We start from the raw sequence: 17,083 nt of genomic DNA, 5'->3' as shown, positions 1-17,083 counted from the left end.
GACATGAGCAAGAATGGCGTCGCCGTCCTCGGCGTGTTCGTCGTCGATCTGGCGTTCCGCGCCGGCAACATGCCAGCGATCGGCGAGACGATCGCCGGATCGGGATTTGCCATGGGGCCCGGCGGCAAGGGATCCAATCAGGCTGTCGCGGCAGCAAGGGCCGGTGCCAGCGTGAGCTTCATCTCGCGGATCGGCAGCGACGCCTTCGGCGAGCTGGCGGTCAAGACCTGGGAGGCCGAGGGAATTCGGCCGCGGGTGGCGAGGACTGCGGACGCGCCGACCGGCGCTGCGTTCATCTACGTCCATGAGACGCGCGGCGACAACGCGATCATCGTGGTGCCGGGTGCGGCGGGCGGCATCAGCCCGGCCGATGTCGACGCGGTCGCGGACGCTATCAGAGACTCCAGGGTGTTCGTGACGCAGCTCGAGCAGCCGGTCGATGCGGCATTCCGGGGGCTCGAGGTCGCGCGTGCCGCCGGCAGCATCACGGTGTTCAATCCGGCGCCGGCGATCAAGTTCGACGATAGCCTGTTTGCGCTGTGCGATTATGTTGTTCCGAACGAGACCGAGGCCGAAGCGTTGACCGGGATCGCGGTCGGCGATCTCGCCGGCGCCCGACGTGCCGGCGACGCGTTGCTGGCGAAGGGCGCCGGCACGGCGCTGATCACGCTCGGCGAGCGTGGCGCGCTGTTCCATGCGCGGGACCGCTCGCTGCACGTGCCGCCGTTTGCCGCCGGCAAGGTGGTCGAGACCACCGGCGCGGGCGATGCCTTCGTCGGCGGCTTCGCTGCGGCGCTCGCCGATGGCGTCGATCCGCTCGAGGCTGCGCGGTTCGGTTCAGCCACGGCCGGAATTTCGGTCACGCGTCCCGGGACCGCGCCCGCAATGCCGCAGCGTGCCGAGATCGAAGCGCTGCTGAAGGGATGATCGCGCGATGATGCGGAACGATCCGATCAAGCATGTCTTCATCTGGCCGGCGGTGCTCGTCGTGCTGGCGATCTCGATCTTTCCGCTGATCTATTCGCTGACCACGAGCTTCCTCAGCTATCGCCTGATCCCGCCGATCCCGCCGCGCGTGGTCTGGCTCGGCAATTATGCGACGCTGTTGCAGGAGCCGCGGTTCTGGAGTGCGCTCTTCACGACGACGCTGATCGCCTTCATCGCGGTCGGCCTGCAATACGCGATCGGTTTCGGCGTCGCGCTGGCACTGAACGCGCGGGTGCCGGGCGAGCGGCTGTTTCGCGTCGCCTTGCTGCTGCCGATGCTGCTTGCGCCGGTGGCGGTCGCGCTGGTGGCGCGCATGATGTTCAACCCGACCATGGGACCGCTCAACCAGTTCCTGTCGAAGTTCGGGCTGGTCAATCTGCCCTTCCTCACCAATGGACATTGGGCACTCGCCTGCATCATCGCGGTCGAGGTCTGGCAATGGACGCCGTTCGTCATCCTGATGATGCTGGCCGGCCTGCAAACGCTTCCCGAAGACGTCTATGAGGCCGCCGAGCTGGAGAATGCCAGCGCCTGGCAGCAGTTCTGGGGGATCACCTTTCCGATGATGCTGCCGATCTCGGCCGCAGTCGTCTTCATCCGCCTGATCGAGAGCTACAAGATCATGGATACGGTGTTCGTGATGACGGGCGGCGGGCCGGGCGTCGACACCGAGACGCTGACCTTGTTCGCCTATCAGGAAGGCTTCAAGAAGTTCAATCTCGGCTACACGTCGGCACTCAGCTTCCTGTTCCTGATCGCGATCACGATCATCGGCGTCACCTATCTGGCGCTGCTGCGGCCGCATCTGGAGAAGCGCCGATGAGCGGGCAGGGCTTGACGGGACTGTCGCCATGGAGCCGCCGGCTGGTCGCGGTCGGCGTTCTCGCCTGGTGCCTGATCACGGTGTTTCCGCTCTATTGGGTGGTCGTGACCGCGTTCAAGACGCCGCCGGGCGTCGTCGGCGGGCCGACTTACATTCCGTTTGTCGACTTCACGCCGACCCTGCAGCCGTTTATCGATCTCTATCAGGGGATTCGCGGCGAGTTCTTCCGGACCTTCCTTAACTCGACCATCGTAGGCCTGTCGGCGGCGGCGATCGCCACCGCGATCGGTGCGATGGCGGCCTATGCGCTGGTGCGGTTCGAGTTCAAGGTCCGGTTCGGCGCGGGCCTCGTGTTCTTCCTGCTTGCGCTCGCCGGCTACCTCTTCTTCAACGCGACGTTCGGATTGACCCGCCCGCAGGCACTTCTGCTCGCCTTTCCGATCGCGCTGGTCGCAGCCGTCATCGCCAATCGCCTGCCGCTGCCCGGACCGATCCTCGGCAATGAAGACATCCTGTTCTGGTTCGTGAGCCAGCGCATGTTTCCGCCGATCGTCACGGCCTTCGCGCTGTATCTGCTCTACAGCGAGATCGGCCGGCTCGGTTTCCAACTGATCGACAGCTATGTCGGCCTGACGCTGTGCTACGTCGCGTTCTCGCTGCCGATCGTGGTCTGGCTGATGCGCGACTTCTTCGAGGCGATCCCGATCGAGGTCGAGGAAGCCGCGATGGTCGATAACGTGCCGAGCTGTCGCATCTTCATCGGCATCGTGGTGCCGATGTCGATGAACGGGCTGCTGGCGACGTTCATGATCACGCTGGCCTTTGTGTGGAACGAGTTCCTGTTCGCGCTGTTCCTGACCAATTCCAGATGGCAGACGCTGCCCATCCTGGTGGCGGGACAGAACAGCCAACGCGGCGACGAATGGTGGGCGATCTCGGCTGCGGCGCTCGTGGCCATCGTTCCCATGATGATCATGGCGGGCCTGCTCAGCCGGATGATGCGGTCGGGCCTGCTGCTTGGGGCCATCAAATAGCAAAAACTTTGTAGGGAGGACTAGACGATGTTACGACGGACGTTCCTGATGCTGACCACCTCGCTCGCGATGGCCTGCGCCGCGGGCCAGGCGAATGCTGCCTGCAGCCCGGATTACACCGGCGTCACCTTGACGGTGGCGTCGCAGACCGGACCGTATATCGCCTCCGCGCTCAAGCTCGGCGCCGATGAATGGGCCAAGAAGACCTGCGGCAAGGTCAACGTCGTCGAGTTTCCATGGTCCGAGCTCTATCCGAAGATCGCGACATCGCTGACCGCGTCGGACGCGACGTTCGACCTCGTCAGCTTCGCGCCGGCCTGGCTGCCGGACTTCGTGCCCTATCTCAGCGAGATGCCGAAGGAGATGCAGTCCGGCAAGGACTGGGACGATATCGAGCCGGCCTATCGCGAACGGCTGATGGTGTGGGAAGGCAAGATTTACTCGCAATCGATGGACGGCGACGTCCATACCTATACGTATCGCACCGACCTGTTCAGCGATCCCAAGGAGAAGGACGCCTTCAAGGCCAAGTACGGCTACGATCTCGCGCCGCCGAAGACCTGGAAGCAGTATCTCGACATCGCGGAGTTCTTCCAGCGGCCGGACAAGGGGCTGTGGGGAACGGCGGAAGCCTTCCGTCGCGGCGGTCAGCAGTTCTGGTTCTTCTTCAGCCACGCGGCAGCCTACACCAACAATCCGAACTATCCCGGCGCGATGTTCTTCGACCCCGAGACGATGGACGCCCAGATCAACAATCCGGGCTGGGTGAAGGGGCTCGAGGAATACATCAAGGCATCGAAGCTCGGGCCGCCCAACGCGCTGAACTTCTCGTTCGGCGAGGTTAACGCGGCGGTCGCCGGCGGTCAGGTCGCGGAATCGATCGGCTGGGGCGATACCGGCGTCATCGCCGCCGACCCGAAGCAGTCGAAGATCTCGGGCAAGGTCGGCTCGGCGATGCTGCCGGGTTCAGATGAGATCTGGAACGCCAAGACCAAGAAGTGGGATAAGTTCCCGAGCGTGCTGCCGGGCCCGTTCATGGCATTCGGCGGCTGGCAGATCGCGGTGCCGAAGGCCGGCAAGAACCAGAAGGCGGCGTGGGACTTCGTCAAGACGCTAACCAGTCCCGAGGTGTCGGGCCAGGCGGCGATCACCGGCGGCAGCGGCGTCAATCCTTATCGCAAATCGCACACCGCCAATCTGCAACTGTGGAGCAAGATCTTCTCGCCGGAAGAGGCCAAGGAATATCTCGGCGCGCAATCGGACTCCATCAATGCCAAGAACGTCGCGCTCGACATGCGTCTGCCCGGCTATTTCTCCTATACCGAGGTCGTGGAGATCGAGCTCGGCAAGGCGTTGGCCGGCCAGACCACGCCGCAGGCAGCGCTCGACGCGATGGCGAAGGAGTGGAACAGGCTGACCGACGAGTTCGGCCGGGCCAAGCAGCTCGCGGCCTATCGCGCGGCGATGGGCCTGCCGCCGAAGAACTAGCTTTCAACCGAGGCATCCCGGATGATGCGCGAGCGTCATCCGGGATTTTGACGAACCGTCGACGAAGGGACGGAAAAGGATTCCATGGCGCACGTCGAGATCGAGAACGTCAGCAAGGCATACGGGCCCTACAAGATCATCGAAGGGCTCGACCTCAAGGTGGCCGACGAGGAGTTTGTCGTGCTGGTCGGCCCGTCCGGCTGCGGCAAGACGACGACGCTGCGCATGATCGCGGGACTGGAGGCGGTCACCAGCGGAACCATCCGCATCGGCAACCGCGACGTGACGCAGCTGCGCCCCGGCTTGCGCAACTGCGCGATGGTGTTCCAGAACTACGCGCTCTATCCGCACATGACGGTCGCCGAGAACATCGGTTACGGCATGAAGGTGCGCGGCGAGCAGCGCGCCAGCATCGACAAGGCCGTGGGTGACGTGGCGCGGGTCCTCGACCTCGAGCAATATTTGCAGCGTCGGCCGAAGCAGCTTTCCGGCGGGCAGCGCCAGCGCGTCGCGATCGGCCGCGCCATCGTGCGCAGCCCGGACGTATTCCTGTTCGACGAGCCGTTGTCCAACCTCGACGCCAAGCTCCGCATCGAGATGCGGACCGAGATCAAGGCGCTGCACCGCCGCCTCGCCAAGACGATCGTCTATGTCACGCACGACCAGGTCGAAGCCATGACGATGGCCGACCGCGTCGTGGTGATGAACAAGGGCCGGATCGAACAGGCAGCCGATCCGATCACGATCTACGAGAAGCCCAGCAACCTCTTTGTCGCGGGCTTCATGGGCGCACCCAGCATGAACTTCATCCATGGCGTGCTCACGGCTCGCGACGGCGCGCTCACCTTCACCGAGCCGTCCGGCACGGCATTGAAGGTGCCGAAGTCGCGTGAGGCTGCTTATGCGGGCAGCGTCGGCAAGCCCGTGGTGCTCGGTGTGCGACCCGATCATGTGCTGCGCGAAGGCGCGCCGGCGGGCTCTTCCATCCGCATATTTGTGAAGGACGTGGAGCCGCTCGGGCCGCATACGCTCGTGATCGGGACCGTCGGCGCATTCGCGTTCACCGCGCAAATGCCGGTCGCGTCGCCGCCGAGCCGGATCAATTCATTGACGTCGCGCTCGACCTCGAGCGCACGCATCTATTCGACAAGGCGTCAGGGATGGCGATTTGCTGATCTGCCGGAGTGCTCGACAACCGCGCGCTCAGCCGCAGAAGCCGCGTGCTCGCCGCACTGTATCGGATGGATAAAGGCCGAACGCAGAGCGGTACACCGCCGCAAACCGGCCCATATGCGTAAAGCCCCACTTCAGCGCAACTTCGCTGACCGGAAGCAGGTTCTCGGGTCGCGATAGCTCATCGTGGATCGCCTCGAGCCGAACTTGTCGCAAATAGGCGACCGGCGTCGTGCCGTGAATTTTGCGGAAGCCCAATTGCAGCAGCCGGCTGCTGACACCGACTGTCGCGGCAATGTCCGATATCGTCAGCGGCAGATGAGGGTTTGCGCGCATATAATCGACAGCCCGCCTGATGTAACGCGGCGGCGCATCCAGCGGGTGGCGGTTCAACCGGTCGCTCAGCCGATGCGGAACGTTCTCGAGGATGAGCTGTATCGTGGCCTCAGACAGCAGCGCGCTGGCTTTTGGAGAGCGCGCCAGGGTGCCGTCGTACAGGCCGCTCGCGCTCGTACGCACGAGCTGAAGGAGCGTCTGCCCGGCGCCGGTCGACAAGTCGACGATGGGTGTCAAATTGAGATCTTCGAGCGCCGCGCTCCCGAATGTCGCGGACAGCACCTTCGAAACGACGCCCGTATGCAGGGTAAGGGTGACGCTCGAGTATCGTCCATCGACCGCTTCGACACGCTGTGCCTGCATCGTCGGGAGGGGGACGATAGCGATCTCGGACGGGGTTCGCTCGACGTTCTTTCCCGCAATGCGCGTCTCGGCCTTGCCGGCATTCAGCAGGCTTATTGCGAGTTCTCCGGCAGAGTCCTCGTACGAGTAACGCCAATCCCACCCTGCAGAGAGATCCGCCCGTACAACATCAATCTCCGCGCCAATTGCAATATCCGCATGCCAACGAAACGATTGGTCGGGCTGCAGCGGGGAGTTGGTACTGATCCCGTGCGGTCTGAGCATTTCAAGGAGTTCTTCAAACGAAGAGCCCGATCGTGTGGGAGGTGCAGCGAGTACGTCTTCGATCATCAAATCCTAACCAATTGCTGTGTGCGAAGTGACCCGATCCATCAGACCGGGGGTATCCATCCCCTGAGACGTCTGCCACACGCACAAACCGCACGGTCACACTAACACAGCCTTGGGGAATTCAGGTCGCGTTCTCATTTTCGTCCCGCTCGATATCCAATTGCCGAACAGGATATCCGGATCGCGAAATCGAGCGGCGAAATGTAAGATTTGATCCAATTCGCTCGCCTCCGGAGCGTGCTCGTTGCGGTCACGCCTGCTGCAGTGCTGGCGTTTCAGAATACCAGCGAGCGTGGCGGCGCACGCAACCGTTCATGCTAGCCAAAATCCGAACGCATCCATCCAGAATGCGATGGCGTCCATGGACTCATAGCCCATTTGGCCTAAATGCTGCGGGCCTACTCAAACGGGTTATGAAAGCATGCTTACAAGGATAACTTGCGTACTCGCGCTCACGGTTCTTTCGTCCATACCTGCGCTGGCCGATAGCTGCGCAGATCACGTCCAGAGCACCGGCGTTCCGATGGTCACGGGCATGACGCACAAGACCTGGATGATCTTCCCGTCGGTCAATCCCGCTGCTGCCCTCGACAAGGTGTCCCGCGCAGTCCTGGCCGAGGGTTTTGTCGGTGTGAACGTGGACAAGAAGCTCGGCACGCTGACCGTTCAGCAGGAGACCACCGGATCCGGCCGGCCACAAACGTTGCAGGTCGTCGTCCGCAAGGACGTCAAGGGCAGCCGCGTCGATGCGACCTTCATCTTGCCGCCGGGACAGTTGGCTCCGGGTGTCGGCGATAATCTCTGCCGCGTCGTGAACGCAGCCGGCCAATGAACTCCGCCCATCCGTGAAGCAGGCTGACGCGCGAATTGTAACCGGCCGCGCGTGTCCGGGTGTCGTCCGGTCCGGGACCAGACGAGCCCATTTATGTCGAGGGAATCGGGACGCAGGTACCGGCCTGCGCCCACAGCAATGAAGCAGGAGATATGATGCGTAGGGCTCGCTTTCTGAAAGTCGTTTTGACGGCCACCACCGGCGTTATGATGTTTTCCGCCTCCGCAATCTCTGCTCCGCTGCAGCATGCTACCGGTGTTGCGGCCGCAGCGCCGGCCGTGACCGAGAAGGTCTGGTGCCGCTACGGGAACTGCGATGGCGGCGCGGCCGTCGGCGGACTGGTCGGCGGCCTCATCGGCGGCGTCATCGCGGCCGGTGCGGCCAACGCCGCCGCGCAGCAGGAAGCTGCGGCCGCCCAGCAGCACGCGACGTCCTGCGCCCAGCGCTATCGCTCGTACGATCCGGCGTCGAATATGTTCCAGGCCAAGGACGGTCGGCGCTATCCTTGCCAGTAAGCGGTGAGACGCAGCTGCGCCTGCTCCGGTAAGCCGGAGCAGGCGTTCGACCGCGCCGGGGCAGAACGGAGCCGTTGCCCGCGAATCGAGCGAGATATTTGGCTGAATCGGTTCCCGCCCCGCGTCTGGATGTACGGATCGAGGGGGCTTGACCAGAAATCGCGGGGCAGGCCGCTGACGGCCGCTTCTGACGCGATTGCTTTCTATGTTATCACCTGATCCGTCGAAACTGCGTTCGCGCTTGACCTGCCGAACCTACGAGCCTGGATCTTGATGATGTTGTCGCTTCCCAAGACAAAAATACGCGTGCTGCTGCTGGAGGGCGTGAACGATTCCGCGGTCCGGATGTTCGAAGCGAACGGCTATACCGAGCTGCAACGTCTGCCCAAGGCGCTGGGACCGAAAGAACTCAGGCAGGCGCTGTCGGGCATCCACATGCTGGGAATTCGGTCGCGGACCCAGTTGACCGCGGAAATCCTCGAGGTCGCCGACCGGCTGCTGGTCGTCGGCTGCTTTTCGGTCGGCACCAACCAGGTGGATCTCGACGCCGCGCGAAAACTCGGAATCCCCGTCTTCAACGCCCCATATTCCAACACCCGCAGTGTGGCCGAGCTGACCATCGCCGAGATCGTGATGCTGTTCCGCCGGATCTTTCCACGGTCGGTCTCCGCGCATGCCGGCGGCTGGGACAAGTCCGCCGAAGGCAGCCGCGAGGTGCGCGGCAAGACGCTCGGCATCGTCGGCTACGGCAATATCGGCTCGCAGCTGTCGAACCTCGCGGAAGCGATGGGCATGCGCGTGATCTATTTTGATCACACCGACAAGCTGCGCCACGGCAACACCGAGCCGGTCGACACGCTCGACGAGCTGCTCGCGGCCAGTGACGTCGTCTCGTTGCACGTGCCGGAGACGCCGGCCACCGCCAATATGATCGGCGCAGCCCAGATCCAGCTGATGAAGCCTGAGGCCCATCTGATCAACAATTCGCGCGGCACCGTGGTCGATCTCGATGCGCTGGCGAGCGCCCTGCGCGAGGGGCGGCTCGCGGGCGCCGCAGTCGACGTGTTTCCGGTCGAGCCGGTGTCGAACGAGGCGCGCTTAGTCTCGCCGCTGCAGGGCCTACCCAATGTCATCCTGACGCCGCATGTCGGCGGTTCGACCGAAGAAGCTCAGGATCGCATCGGCGGCGAGGTCGCACGCAAGCTGATCGACTATTCCGATGTCGGGTCGACCTTCGGCGCGGTCAATTTTCCGCAGGTGCAATTGCCGGCGCGACCGACCGGCACCCGCTTCATCCATGTTCATCGCAACGTTCCCGGCGTCATGCGCCAGGTCAACGACGCGCTCTCCCGGCACGGCATTAACATCCTGGCGCAGTATCTGCAGACCGATCCGGAAGTCGGCTATGTCGTGCTCGAGACCGACGTGGTCGGCGGCGAGGGTGAGGCACTGCTCGCCGATCTGAGAGCCATCGATGGCACCATCCGCGCGCGGTGCTGTACGACCAGAACCGGCCGCAGGCGTGATCGATCGCGTCAGTCCGCGGAGAAGCCGAACGGGACGCTCGAGGTTCTGAAATCATCGGGAAGAATCTCGCGTCCGATCGGTGGCGCCGATCGGGCGGCGCATCGCGGACGATGGCAGACGCGGCATGCGACGCCGATCGGCGTCGGCTCGTCCGCGTTCGGCCCCTGTCCGTCGCGTGTGTAGATCAGCTGGCCCGCATGCTCGGCGGCACAGCCGATCGCGATCGCCCGCTCGACGCGGATAGCACCGAATGCGCCGCCGCCGGCGGTCACGGTGCGGGCGATCGAAAAGAACCGCTGTCCGTCGGGCAACTCCAGCCATTGCGTCACGATCTGACGTGGAGTCTTGAAGATGCCGTGGACCGACCAGAGCGGACACGCGCCGCCGTGCTTCGCAAACGGAAATCCGGCGCCGTCCAGCAGCTTGGAAATGTTGCCGGCCGGATCGACGCGGATCAGGAAGAACGGGACTTTCTCGAGACCCGGCCGCTGCAAGGTCGTGACGCGGTGCGCCGTCTGCTCGAAGCTGGTGCCGAATTGACGCGCCAGTGCCTCGAGGTCGTAGCGACGCGTCTCGACCGCCTTCGCGAACACCGAGTACGGCATGATGAGCGCGGCCGCCGCGTAGGCGCCAAGCGCGCGGCGGGCCAGCAACTCGGCGCTCTTGCTGGTGAACTTGCCGTCCTCGACCGCCGCGCCGATCTCGTCTTCCAGTTCGAGATAGGCGAGCTGCTTGGCCAGTTGAAAATTGAGGCCCGCGGTATCGAGCGAGTCCTCGAGCAGCAATTGCCTGCGATGCATGTCCAGCCGCCGGATCGAGCCGAGCATGACGTTGGGCGGCAGATAGCGGACCTGGAGTTTGTGACGCTCGCGCAGCCGCTCGATAAATCCGGCCGGCCCGGCGGGCTCGTGGACGAGGCGCTCGGCCGCGTCGTCGAGATTGGCGAAGTTGTTGCGTCGCGCGGCGAGGAACCGCCTGACCTCGGCGACCGGATCGTTGGCGTCGAAATTCTCCTGCCCGGGAAAGGATGCGCCCCCTGCCAGGTCCGGGGCGCTCCGCTCGGCCAGCGCCAGCTGTTCCTCGCGATAGGCGGTGTAGAGCCGCAGGAACGCCTCGGTCATGCCGGGGTAGCTGACCGCGAGGTCGCTGACCTCCAGCGCGGGGATGTCGATGTCGGCGAACATCGGTTCCTTCAGGATCGACTGCATGCGTGCGGTGTGATCGGCACCGCCGTCGCCGGCGAGATCGGCCAGATCGATCTTGTAGGTGCGGGCGAGGCGAAGCAGCATGTCGGCCGTCACCGGCCGCTGATTGCGTTCCAGCAGCGCCACATAGGGGGCGGAGATTTCCAGGTCGGCCGCCATGTCGGCCTGGGTCAGCCCGAGATCGCGCCGCAGCCGGCGCAGCCGGGGGCCCATGAAAACGGAACGGGCGCTTGAGGTTGCCATAGCCTAATCCAGGTGGGTTGTAATTTTCTTACAACAATACATTGGTTTCTTGTAAGTTATGACAAGTTTTCCGCGCCAGGTCTAGCTCCCGGTGAGACTGGGCTTACAAAAGAACCAGTTATTTCGTCACCGAAGGGATCACGGACATGAACTTCCAACCGCGCGGGATCAGCGACCGGGCCATCCAGGGACCGGCTTCCTATCAGAGCGAGATCGAGGCGGCCGAAGCGCTGCTCAAGACCAAGGACACCTGGAACGGCGTCACCGCCGAGGCCGTGGCGCGCATGCGCCTGCAGAACCGTTTCAAGACCGGTCTGGATGTTGCCCGCTACACGGCTGCGCTGATGCGCGCCGACATGGCCGCTTATGACGCCGACAGCACCAAGTACACCCAGTCGCTCGGCTGCTGGCACGGCTTCATCGCCCAGCAGAAGCTGATCTCGGTCAAGAAGCACTTCGGCAATACCGACCGCCGCTACCTCTATCTCTCCGGCTGGATGATTGCGGCGCTGCGTTCCGAGTTCGGCCCGCTGCCCGACCAGTCGATGCACGAGAAGACCTCGGTGCCGGCGCTGATCGAGGAGCTCTACACCTTCCTGCGTCAGGCGGATTCCCGTGAGCTCAACGACATTTTCCGCGCGCTCGATGCCGCGCGCAAGGAAGGCGACAAGGCGAAGGAAAAGGCGCTGATCGAGAAGATCGACAACTTCCAGACCCACGTCGTGCCCGTCATCGCCGACATCGACGCCGGCTTCGGCAATGCCGAGGCGACCTACCTGCTCGCCAAGAAGATGATCGAGGCGGGCGCCTGCGCCCTGCAGATCGAGAACCAGGTCTCCGACGAGAAGCAGTGCGGCCACCAGGACGGCAAGGTCACCGTGCCCCACGAGGTGTTCATCGCGAAGATCCGCGCCTGCCGCCATGCGTTCCTCGAGCTGGGCGTCGAAGACGGCGTCATCGTGACCCGCACCGACTCGCTCGGCGCCGGCCTGACCCAGCAGATCGCCGTGAGCCACAAGCCCGGCGACCTCGGCGACCAGTACAACAGCTTCCTCGATTGCGAGGAAGTGACGGCTGCCAATGCGCGCAACGGCGACGTCATCATCAACCAGAACGGCAAGATGATGCGTCCGAAGCGTCTGCCCAGCAACCTCTACCAGTTCCGTCCCGGCACCGGTGCGGATCGCTGCGTGCTCGACTGCATCACGTCGCTGCAGAACGGCGCTGATCTCCTGTGGATCGAGACCGAGAAGCCGCATATCGAACAGATCGCTTCGATGGTCGACCGCATCCGCAAGGTCATTCCGAACGCGAAGCTGGCGTACAACAACTCGCCGTCGTTCAACTGGACCATCAACTTCCGTTGGCAGGTCTACGACGCGATGAAGGAAGCCGGCAAGGACGTCAGCAAGTACAACCGTGCCGAGCTGATGAAGCCGGAATACGACGAGACGCCGCTGGCGATCGAGGCCGACGAGCGCATCCGTACCTTCCAGGCGGATTCGGCCAAGCGCGCCGGCATCTTCCACCACCTGATCACGCTGCCGACCTATCACACGGCGGCGCTGTCGACCGACAATCTCGCGAAGGAGTATTTCGGCGAGCAGGGCATGCTGGGCTACGTCAAGAACGTGCAGCGCGCGGAGATCCGTCAGGGCATCGCCTGCGCCAAGCATCAGAACATGGCGGGCTCCGACATCGGCGACGATCACAAGGAGTACTTCGCCGGTGAGGCCGCGCTGAAGGCGGGTGGCGCCCACAACACGATGAACCAGTTCGGCTAATCGCTCGAACGGATCAAGGTATCGGCGGACAGGCGGGATTGCGAGGCAGTCCCGCCTGTTCTCTTTTTGCCCGGGGCGGTTTCGACCATGCTGAAGTGGTTGGGATCGCCTCGTTCCATTTGCAAACCCTTTTCAAGGCGCCGCGCGTGTGTGGAGGTTCACGCATCCGATGCGCGCGTGATACCCTGCGAATTCGAGGGTACGCCACGCGATGAATGTCGGGCACTACGCATCCGCCGTCACCAGCTCTGCCGTGATGGAGCGGCTCAAGCCGTTCGATCCACGCGTCGTCGGAACGCTGCCGCTGGACCTTGCCGTGGCCGGCAGCGATATCGATATCGTCTGTCATGCGTTCGATCCGGACGCTTTTGCCGAGATCATCTGGACCCACTATCGATCGGCCGCTGATTTCGCCATCTACCGATGGACCTCGGACACGCGGCCGGTGATTGCTCGCTTCGTGTGGGACGGTTGGCTGTTCGAATTGTTCGGTGACCAGCGTCCGGTGGACCGGCAGCAGGGTTGGATCCATTTCGAGGTCGAACGGCGGCTGCTCGCGCTTGACGACGGGAGGCTGCGACGAGCCGTCAGCAAGTTGAGGGCAGGCGGCCTCAAGACCGAGCCTGCGTTTGCCGCCGTGCTCGGCATAGCGGGCGATCCCTACCGCGGATTGCTCGCGCTTGCGGCCGAGACCGACGCCGCGTTGCGCGAGCGGATCGCGACGTGCGATCTCGGCTGATGGCCGACACTAGTTCCGAATGTGGACTCGCGCCGCGAGTTCCATGCGATGTGACGAAAATGCGTCACACGAAATGAGCGATTGTGACTCAAGCAAGACGCACTTCGCCTCATTTTTTCCTTGGCGTCGCTGAATAGTCCGCGTCTCGTCCAAATGGCGGCGAGCCAACGAAGAAATTGACGCGCGCAAACTTGTCGATCGGGAATTCCCCATTCTCGATATCGTGCGCGTCGCAAGAAAATCGAGGAGTCGTCTCTCCATGTTTTTCAAGCAATGTGCAACCTGGTCTGTTCCCGTCATGATTTGTCTCGGTGCGTCGCCACTGCTGGCGCAGACCACGGTTACTCCGAGGCCCGATGCGCCGTCGGCGCAGGCCGGCGCCAATATGCCGGACGCCTGCAAGCTGCTCACGCAAGGCGACCTTGAAGCCTTGTTCCCCGGCCGCCCGGTTGCGAGCAAGGGCGGGACCCTGAGCCCGGTCTACAAGGGTCCGCAGTACAATCAGAGCTGCATGTACACGGTCAAGGTGCCAAGCCCGACATCGAAGTCCGAGCTGACCAAATTCGCCACCATCACCATCGTGCAATCGGGCGAGCCGATCGACGGCCTGCGGGGCTCGACGGCGACGTTCGCGAACATGCGCTCGATGCGCGAGAAGCTGCAGCAGGATCCGAAGCTGAACCTGAAGCTGGAGCCGCTGTCCGGGATCGGTGACGAGGCTTTCGTGGAGACGTCGCCGTCAACCGTCACGGTTCGGGTGCGCAAGGCGGATTTGATCTATGTCGTCAACCTCGACATCTACTCGCCGCAGACCCAGCCGAATGTCGTCGCGCTCGCGACGCAGGCCGCCAAGCGTTGGAAGCCGGGCACAGGCGTGGTCGAGGCCGATACGCCGATTGCCGCGAACGGCAGCGTCGATATCCCCGAGGACACCCGGACCTCGTCGGCAGCACCCGCAGACCAGTGGCCCGATGCCTGCGCGCTGTTGTCGCCTGAGGATATCAGCGCGAATTTCAGCGACATGAAGATCGATCCGCCGCGCAAGACGATGGCGCAGCTCAAGCTGGAATCCCGCATCGACAAGGTCGAAGCCCTGCCGAAGCCGATCCGCTGCGTCTACTCGACGAGCCGTACGGATATCGTCAATGGCGAGAAGCGCTTTGCGGTCTACGACGCCAGCCTGATCATCGACAACATGGCAGCGAACGACGAGCTGTCGAAGAAATTCTATCAGATCGCGCGCAAGACCAGCGATGCCGATACCGATGTCCCCGGACTCGGCGATGAAGCCAGCATCGGCAAGATGAACTCGGTTGTGATCCGGAAAGGACGGCTCGTCGTCGAGGTGCGGGTCAGCGGCGGTGACCGCGATCGTCAGCTCTATGACGACGCCACTCGGCGTGTCAACGCGCTGGCCAAGCTGGTGGCGGCGAAGCTGCAGCCCTGATCGCCGACAGCGCTTGTTCCAGGCGGATCAAGCTATTCGCCTGGAACCAGGCTCGCGACCGGCGGCCGCGCGAGGCGTCGGTGCCTGCGGCGGGACAGATAGAGCAGCAGGCCGGTCACCGTGAACAGCGGCATCAGGGCGGCGGCGAGCATGAAGGCGAGCTTGCCGGGCCATCCTAGGATTGCGCCGCGGTGAATGTCGAGCACGCCGGCAAGGACGCGCTCGCCGAGCGTCTTGTCCACGTAGCGGTCCGACGAGATGACCCGTCCGGTGACGGCATCGATGCGGAATTCGTCGCGCACGCTCTCGAGCGTCGAATCCTGCGGCCATGACCGCACGCGCACCGCCGTGCCCGCGCTCGCCGGCAGGGTCAGCAGCGCCCTTCCGTAACTGCCATTTTCCTGTTGCAGATATGCAGTCCAGACACGGTCGAAGGCGAGCGGCTTTGCCTCGCCCCTTGCTTCGGTCTTGTCTTGCCCTTTGCCCTCGGCGGCTGCGCCGCTGCGCGGTGCCTTGGGTTGCATTGCCGCGACGGTGGTCTGCGGGCGCGCCAACAGCCAGTTCGCTCCAGCCTTGTACCATTCGAAGGAATACCACAGGCCAGTCATCGTCATCACCAGATAAACCGGCAGCACCCAGGTGCCGATCACGGCGTGCAGCGAGCGGTGTAGGCCGCGCCCGCGCAGCCCCAGGTTTGGCTTCAGCCACATCTTCACGCTGCGCGCGCGGTGCGGCCAGCGCAGCACGAGGCCGGTGATCAGCATCACGATCAGGCAGACCGCGGCTGACCCCGTGATCTTGCGGCCGATGCCGTTGCCGTCGCCCGGCAACAGCAGCCAGCGATGCAGCTTGCGCACGGTGGCGAAGAAGTCCTCGCCGCGCGGCGAGCCGAGCACGTGTCCGTCATAGGGATCGACATAGACCGAGGACGGCCGCGTGCCGCCTTCGCTGCGGGCGAAGCGGATGCGCGCCGCAGTCGAGGGATCGCTGGCCATCGCTACGGCCGAGACCTTGCCGAAATCGCCCGCCGCCTGAAGCCGCACGACCAGTTCGTCCGGCGTGAGCCGCCCGGTCGCGCTGGCGTCGACACGCATCATCTTGCTGTTCAGGCTGGCCTCGATCTCGTCCTCGAAGGCCATCGTCGCGCCGGTGAGGCCGACCACGGCCCACAGCAGTGCCAGCGCAAGACCCGCAATGGAATGGATCTGCAACAGCGCGGCCTTGATCGGGCGCCGGACGTCACTCATCGAAGCCGGCCTTTCGGATCAGGGCGATTGCCGCCGCTTGATGCGCGGCGATCTCGTCGACAGGCAGCGCATCGATGGTGAACGATCCGATCGCATCGACAATCGAAGGCCGCGGTGCGGTCGCCAGCACGGGATATTCCAGCTCGGATGCGGCAAAGATCGTCTGAGCCTCGGGCGTGACGAGGAATTCGAGGAACGCGCGCGCGGCGGCCGGATGCGGGGCGTGCCGCGCAATCGCAGCTCCAGTCAGATTGACGTGACTGCCGCCGCCCGAGAACGCGGCGGGCACCGCCTTCACGACGTCCGCCCAGGCGCGCCAGTCATTGCCCTCGCGGCCGTCGCGGAGCTGCGCGAGCGCGACCGTGTTGCCGATGCCGATGTCGCAGCGTCCCTCCGCGATCTCGCGGACCACATCATTGTCCTTGCCGGCCGGCTTGTGGGCAAGATTGTCCTTCAGCCCGGTGAGCCAGCTCGCCGTCGCGTCAGCCCCGTGATGTGCGAGATAGGTCGCGATCAGCGCGACATTGTTCTGGTGCGTGGCCGGCCGCATACACAACTTGCCGCGCCATTTCGGATCGGCGAGCTCTTCATAGGTGATCGCCGCGAGGGGGCTGTCCTTGCGTGCGAACACCACACGCGGTCGGACCGCGAGCGCGATCCACTGGCCGCCGCCACCGCGCAGGCTTGCCGGTATCGTTTGGTCGAGCACGGCAGACGCGAGCCGCTGCGTCAACCCGCGCGTGACGAGCTGCGTGGTCTTGTCGAGCCCGATGGTCAGCAGGACATCCGCGGGCGAATTGTCGCCCTCCGACGTCAGGCGCTTGACCAGGCTGTCTTCGACGAAGACGGTCTTGACGCCGGTGCCGCTCGCGGCCGTGAACGCTGCGATGACAGGCGCGACCAGGTTGGATTCGCGGGTCGAGTAGAGCGTGAGCTCGTCGGCCCGGACCGCGGCGCAGGCCAACGCGGTCGCGGCCAGCAGTCCGATCGCTGTCCGCACCGTCGCCATG

At 64.1% G+C, this 17,083-nt stretch carries 13 protein-coding genes and 2 pseudogenes; 11 read left to right on the top strand and 4 right to left on the bottom strand.

Annotated elements, in window-relative coordinates:
- Positions 1 to 3 precede the first annotated feature (3 nt).
- The 5 genes and pseudogenes from rbsK (at position 4) to ALC15_RS13980 (ending at position 5,507) form a co-directional block, all read left to right on the top strand.
- Entirely contained in the window at positions 4 to 927 is a 924-nt protein-coding gene (gene rbsK, locus ALC15_RS14000) for a ribokinase (protein WP_050627715.1), read from the top strand.
- A 7-nt stretch (positions 928 to 934) separates the two neighbouring features.
- Entirely contained in the window at positions 935 to 1,810 is an 876-nt protein-coding gene (locus tag ALC15_RS13995) for a carbohydrate ABC transporter permease (RefSeq protein WP_021076112.1), read from the top strand.
- The gene (locus tag ALC15_RS13990; RefSeq protein WP_094193874.1) at positions 1,807 to 2,844 is read left to right on the top strand and encodes a carbohydrate ABC transporter permease; all 1,038 of its coding nucleotides are present in this window, start codon (positions 1,807 to 1,809) and stop codon (positions 2,842 to 2,844) included. The genes ALC15_RS13995 and ALC15_RS13990 overlap by 4 nt, the downstream gene beginning before the upstream one ends.
- 27 nt (positions 2,845 to 2,871) lie before the next feature.
- A complete protein-coding gene (locus ALC15_RS13985; protein WP_050627714.1) occupies positions 2,872 to 4,332 on the top strand; it encodes an extracellular solute-binding protein in 1,461 nt (486 codons plus the stop codon).
- 84 nt (positions 4,333 to 4,416) lie between these two features.
- Positions 4,417 to 5,507, top strand: a pseudogene (locus ALC15_RS13980) (ABC transporter ATP-binding protein).
- A 28-nt stretch (positions 5,508 to 5,535) separates the two neighbouring features.
- On the opposite strand, the gene ALC15_RS13975 reads toward ALC15_RS13980, so the two are convergent.
- The gene (locus ALC15_RS13975; RefSeq protein ID WP_244486066.1) at positions 5,536 to 6,534 is read right to left on the bottom strand and encodes an AraC family transcriptional regulator; all 999 of its coding nucleotides are present in this window, start codon (positions 6,532 to 6,534) and stop codon (positions 5,536 to 5,538) included.
- A gap of 535 nt (positions 6,535 to 7,069) precedes the next feature.
- On the opposite strand from ALC15_RS13975, the gene ALC15_RS13970 reads away from it, so the two are divergent.
- From ALC15_RS13970 to serA, 3 genes and pseudogenes are all read left to right on the top strand, one after another.
- Positions 7,070 to 7,366 (top strand): hypothetical protein, encoded by a 297-nt coding sequence (locus ALC15_RS13970; protein WP_244486065.1) that lies wholly within the window; start codon positions 7,070 to 7,072, stop codon positions 7,364 to 7,366.
- 278 nt (positions 7,367 to 7,644) lie between these two features.
- Positions 7,645 to 7,881, top strand: coding sequence for a BA14K family protein (locus ALC15_RS13965; RefSeq protein WP_244486064.1), 237 nt, complete (start codon positions 7,645 to 7,647; stop codon positions 7,879 to 7,881).
- Between the two features lie 273 nt (positions 7,882 to 8,154).
- Positions 8,155 to 9,407 (top strand): annotated as a pseudogene (gene serA, locus ALC15_RS13960) (phosphoglycerate dehydrogenase).
- Between the two features lie 9 nt (positions 9,408 to 9,416).
- Here serA and ALC15_RS13955 read toward each other — a convergent pair.
- On the bottom strand, positions 9,417 to 10,856 hold the full coding sequence (locus ALC15_RS13955; protein ID WP_050627711.1) for a helix-turn-helix domain-containing protein: 1,440 nt from the start codon (positions 10,854 to 10,856) through the stop codon (positions 9,417 to 9,419).
- 146 nt (positions 10,857 to 11,002) lie between these two features.
- Here ALC15_RS13955 and ALC15_RS13950 point away from each other — a divergent pair, with 146 nt between their 5' ends.
- The 3 genes from ALC15_RS13950 to ALC15_RS13940 all read left to right on the top strand — a co-directional run bounded on the left by ALC15_RS13950 (position 11,003) and on the right by ALC15_RS13940 (position 14,826).
- Positions 11,003 to 12,640 (top strand): isocitrate lyase, encoded by a 1,638-nt coding sequence (locus tag ALC15_RS13950; protein ID WP_028337031.1) that lies wholly within the window; start codon positions 11,003 to 11,005, stop codon positions 12,638 to 12,640.
- Between the two features lie 211 nt (positions 12,641 to 12,851).
- Complete coding sequence (locus ALC15_RS13945; RefSeq protein WP_050627710.1) at positions 12,852 to 13,379, top strand: DUF4269 domain-containing protein; 528 nt, start codon at positions 12,852 to 12,854, stop codon at positions 13,377 to 13,379.
- Between the two features lie 298 nt (positions 13,380 to 13,677).
- On the top strand, positions 13,678 to 14,826 hold the full coding sequence (locus tag ALC15_RS13940) for a hypothetical protein (RefSeq protein WP_128089515.1): 1,149 nt from the start codon (positions 13,678 to 13,680) through the stop codon (positions 14,824 to 14,826).
- A 32-nt stretch (positions 14,827 to 14,858) separates the two neighbouring features.
- On the opposite strand, the gene ALC15_RS13935 is transcribed toward ALC15_RS13940, so the two are convergent.
- Together ALC15_RS13935 and ALC15_RS13930 are read right to left on the bottom strand one after the other, a co-directional pair.
- Positions 14,859 to 16,073, bottom strand: coding sequence for a PepSY-associated TM helix domain-containing protein (locus tag ALC15_RS13935; RefSeq protein WP_050627708.1), 1,215 nt, complete (start codon positions 16,071 to 16,073; stop codon positions 14,859 to 14,861).
- A complete protein-coding gene (locus ALC15_RS13930; RefSeq protein ID WP_050627707.1) occupies positions 16,066 to 17,082 on the bottom strand; it encodes an extracellular solute-binding protein in 1,017 nt (338 codons plus the stop codon). Before ALC15_RS13930 ends, ALC15_RS13935 begins: the two co-directional genes overlap by 8 nt.
- Position 17,083: the final 1 nt, after the last annotated feature.

Source organism: Bradyrhizobium viridifuturi (assembly GCF_001238275.1).
In the GTDB taxonomy this organism is placed as follows: Bacteria; Pseudomonadota; Alphaproteobacteria; order Rhizobiales; family Xanthobacteraceae; genus Bradyrhizobium; species Bradyrhizobium viridifuturi.
This window is presented reverse-complemented; position numbering and strand designations above follow the sequence as displayed.

Coding starts and splice junctions, on each gene's coding strand:
- rbsK (WP_050627715.1), top strand. CDS start 4: ATGAGCAAGAATGGCGTCGCCGTCCTCGGCGTGTTCGTCGTCGATCTG.
- ALC15_RS13995 (WP_021076112.1), top strand. CDS start 935: ATGATGCGGAACGATCCGATCAAGCATGTCTTCATCTGGCCGGCGGTG.
- ALC15_RS13990 (WP_094193874.1), top strand. CDS start 1,807: ATGAGCGGGCAGGGCTTGACGGGACTGTCGCCATGGAGCCGCCGGCTG.
- ALC15_RS13985 (WP_050627714.1), top strand. CDS start 2,872: ATGTTACGACGGACGTTCCTGATGCTGACCACCTCGCTCGCGATGGCC.
- ALC15_RS13975 (WP_244486066.1), bottom strand. CDS start 6,534: ATGATCGAAGACGTACTCGCTGCACCTCCCACACGATCGGGCTCTTCG.
- ALC15_RS13970 (WP_244486065.1), top strand. CDS start 7,070: ATGACGCACAAGACCTGGATGATCTTCCCGTCGGTCAATCCCGCTGCT.
- ALC15_RS13955 (WP_050627711.1), bottom strand. CDS start 10,856: ATGGCAACCTCAAGCGCCCGTTCCGTTTTCATGGGCCCCCGGCTGCGC.
- ALC15_RS13950 (WP_028337031.1), top strand. CDS start 11,003: ATGAACTTCCAACCGCGCGGGATCAGCGACCGGGCCATCCAGGGACCG.
- ALC15_RS13945 (WP_050627710.1), top strand. CDS start 12,852: ATGAATGTCGGGCACTACGCATCCGCCGTCACCAGCTCTGCCGTGATG.
- ALC15_RS13940 (WP_128089515.1), top strand. CDS start 13,678: ATGATTTGTCTCGGTGCGTCGCCACTGCTGGCGCAGACCACGGTTACT.
- ALC15_RS13935 (WP_050627708.1), bottom strand. CDS start 16,073: ATGAGTGACGTCCGGCGCCCGATCAAGGCCGCGCTGTTGCAGATCCAT.
- ALC15_RS13930 (WP_050627707.1), bottom strand. CDS start 17,082: ATGGCGACGGTGCGGACAGCGATCGGACTGCTGGCCGCGACCGCGTTG.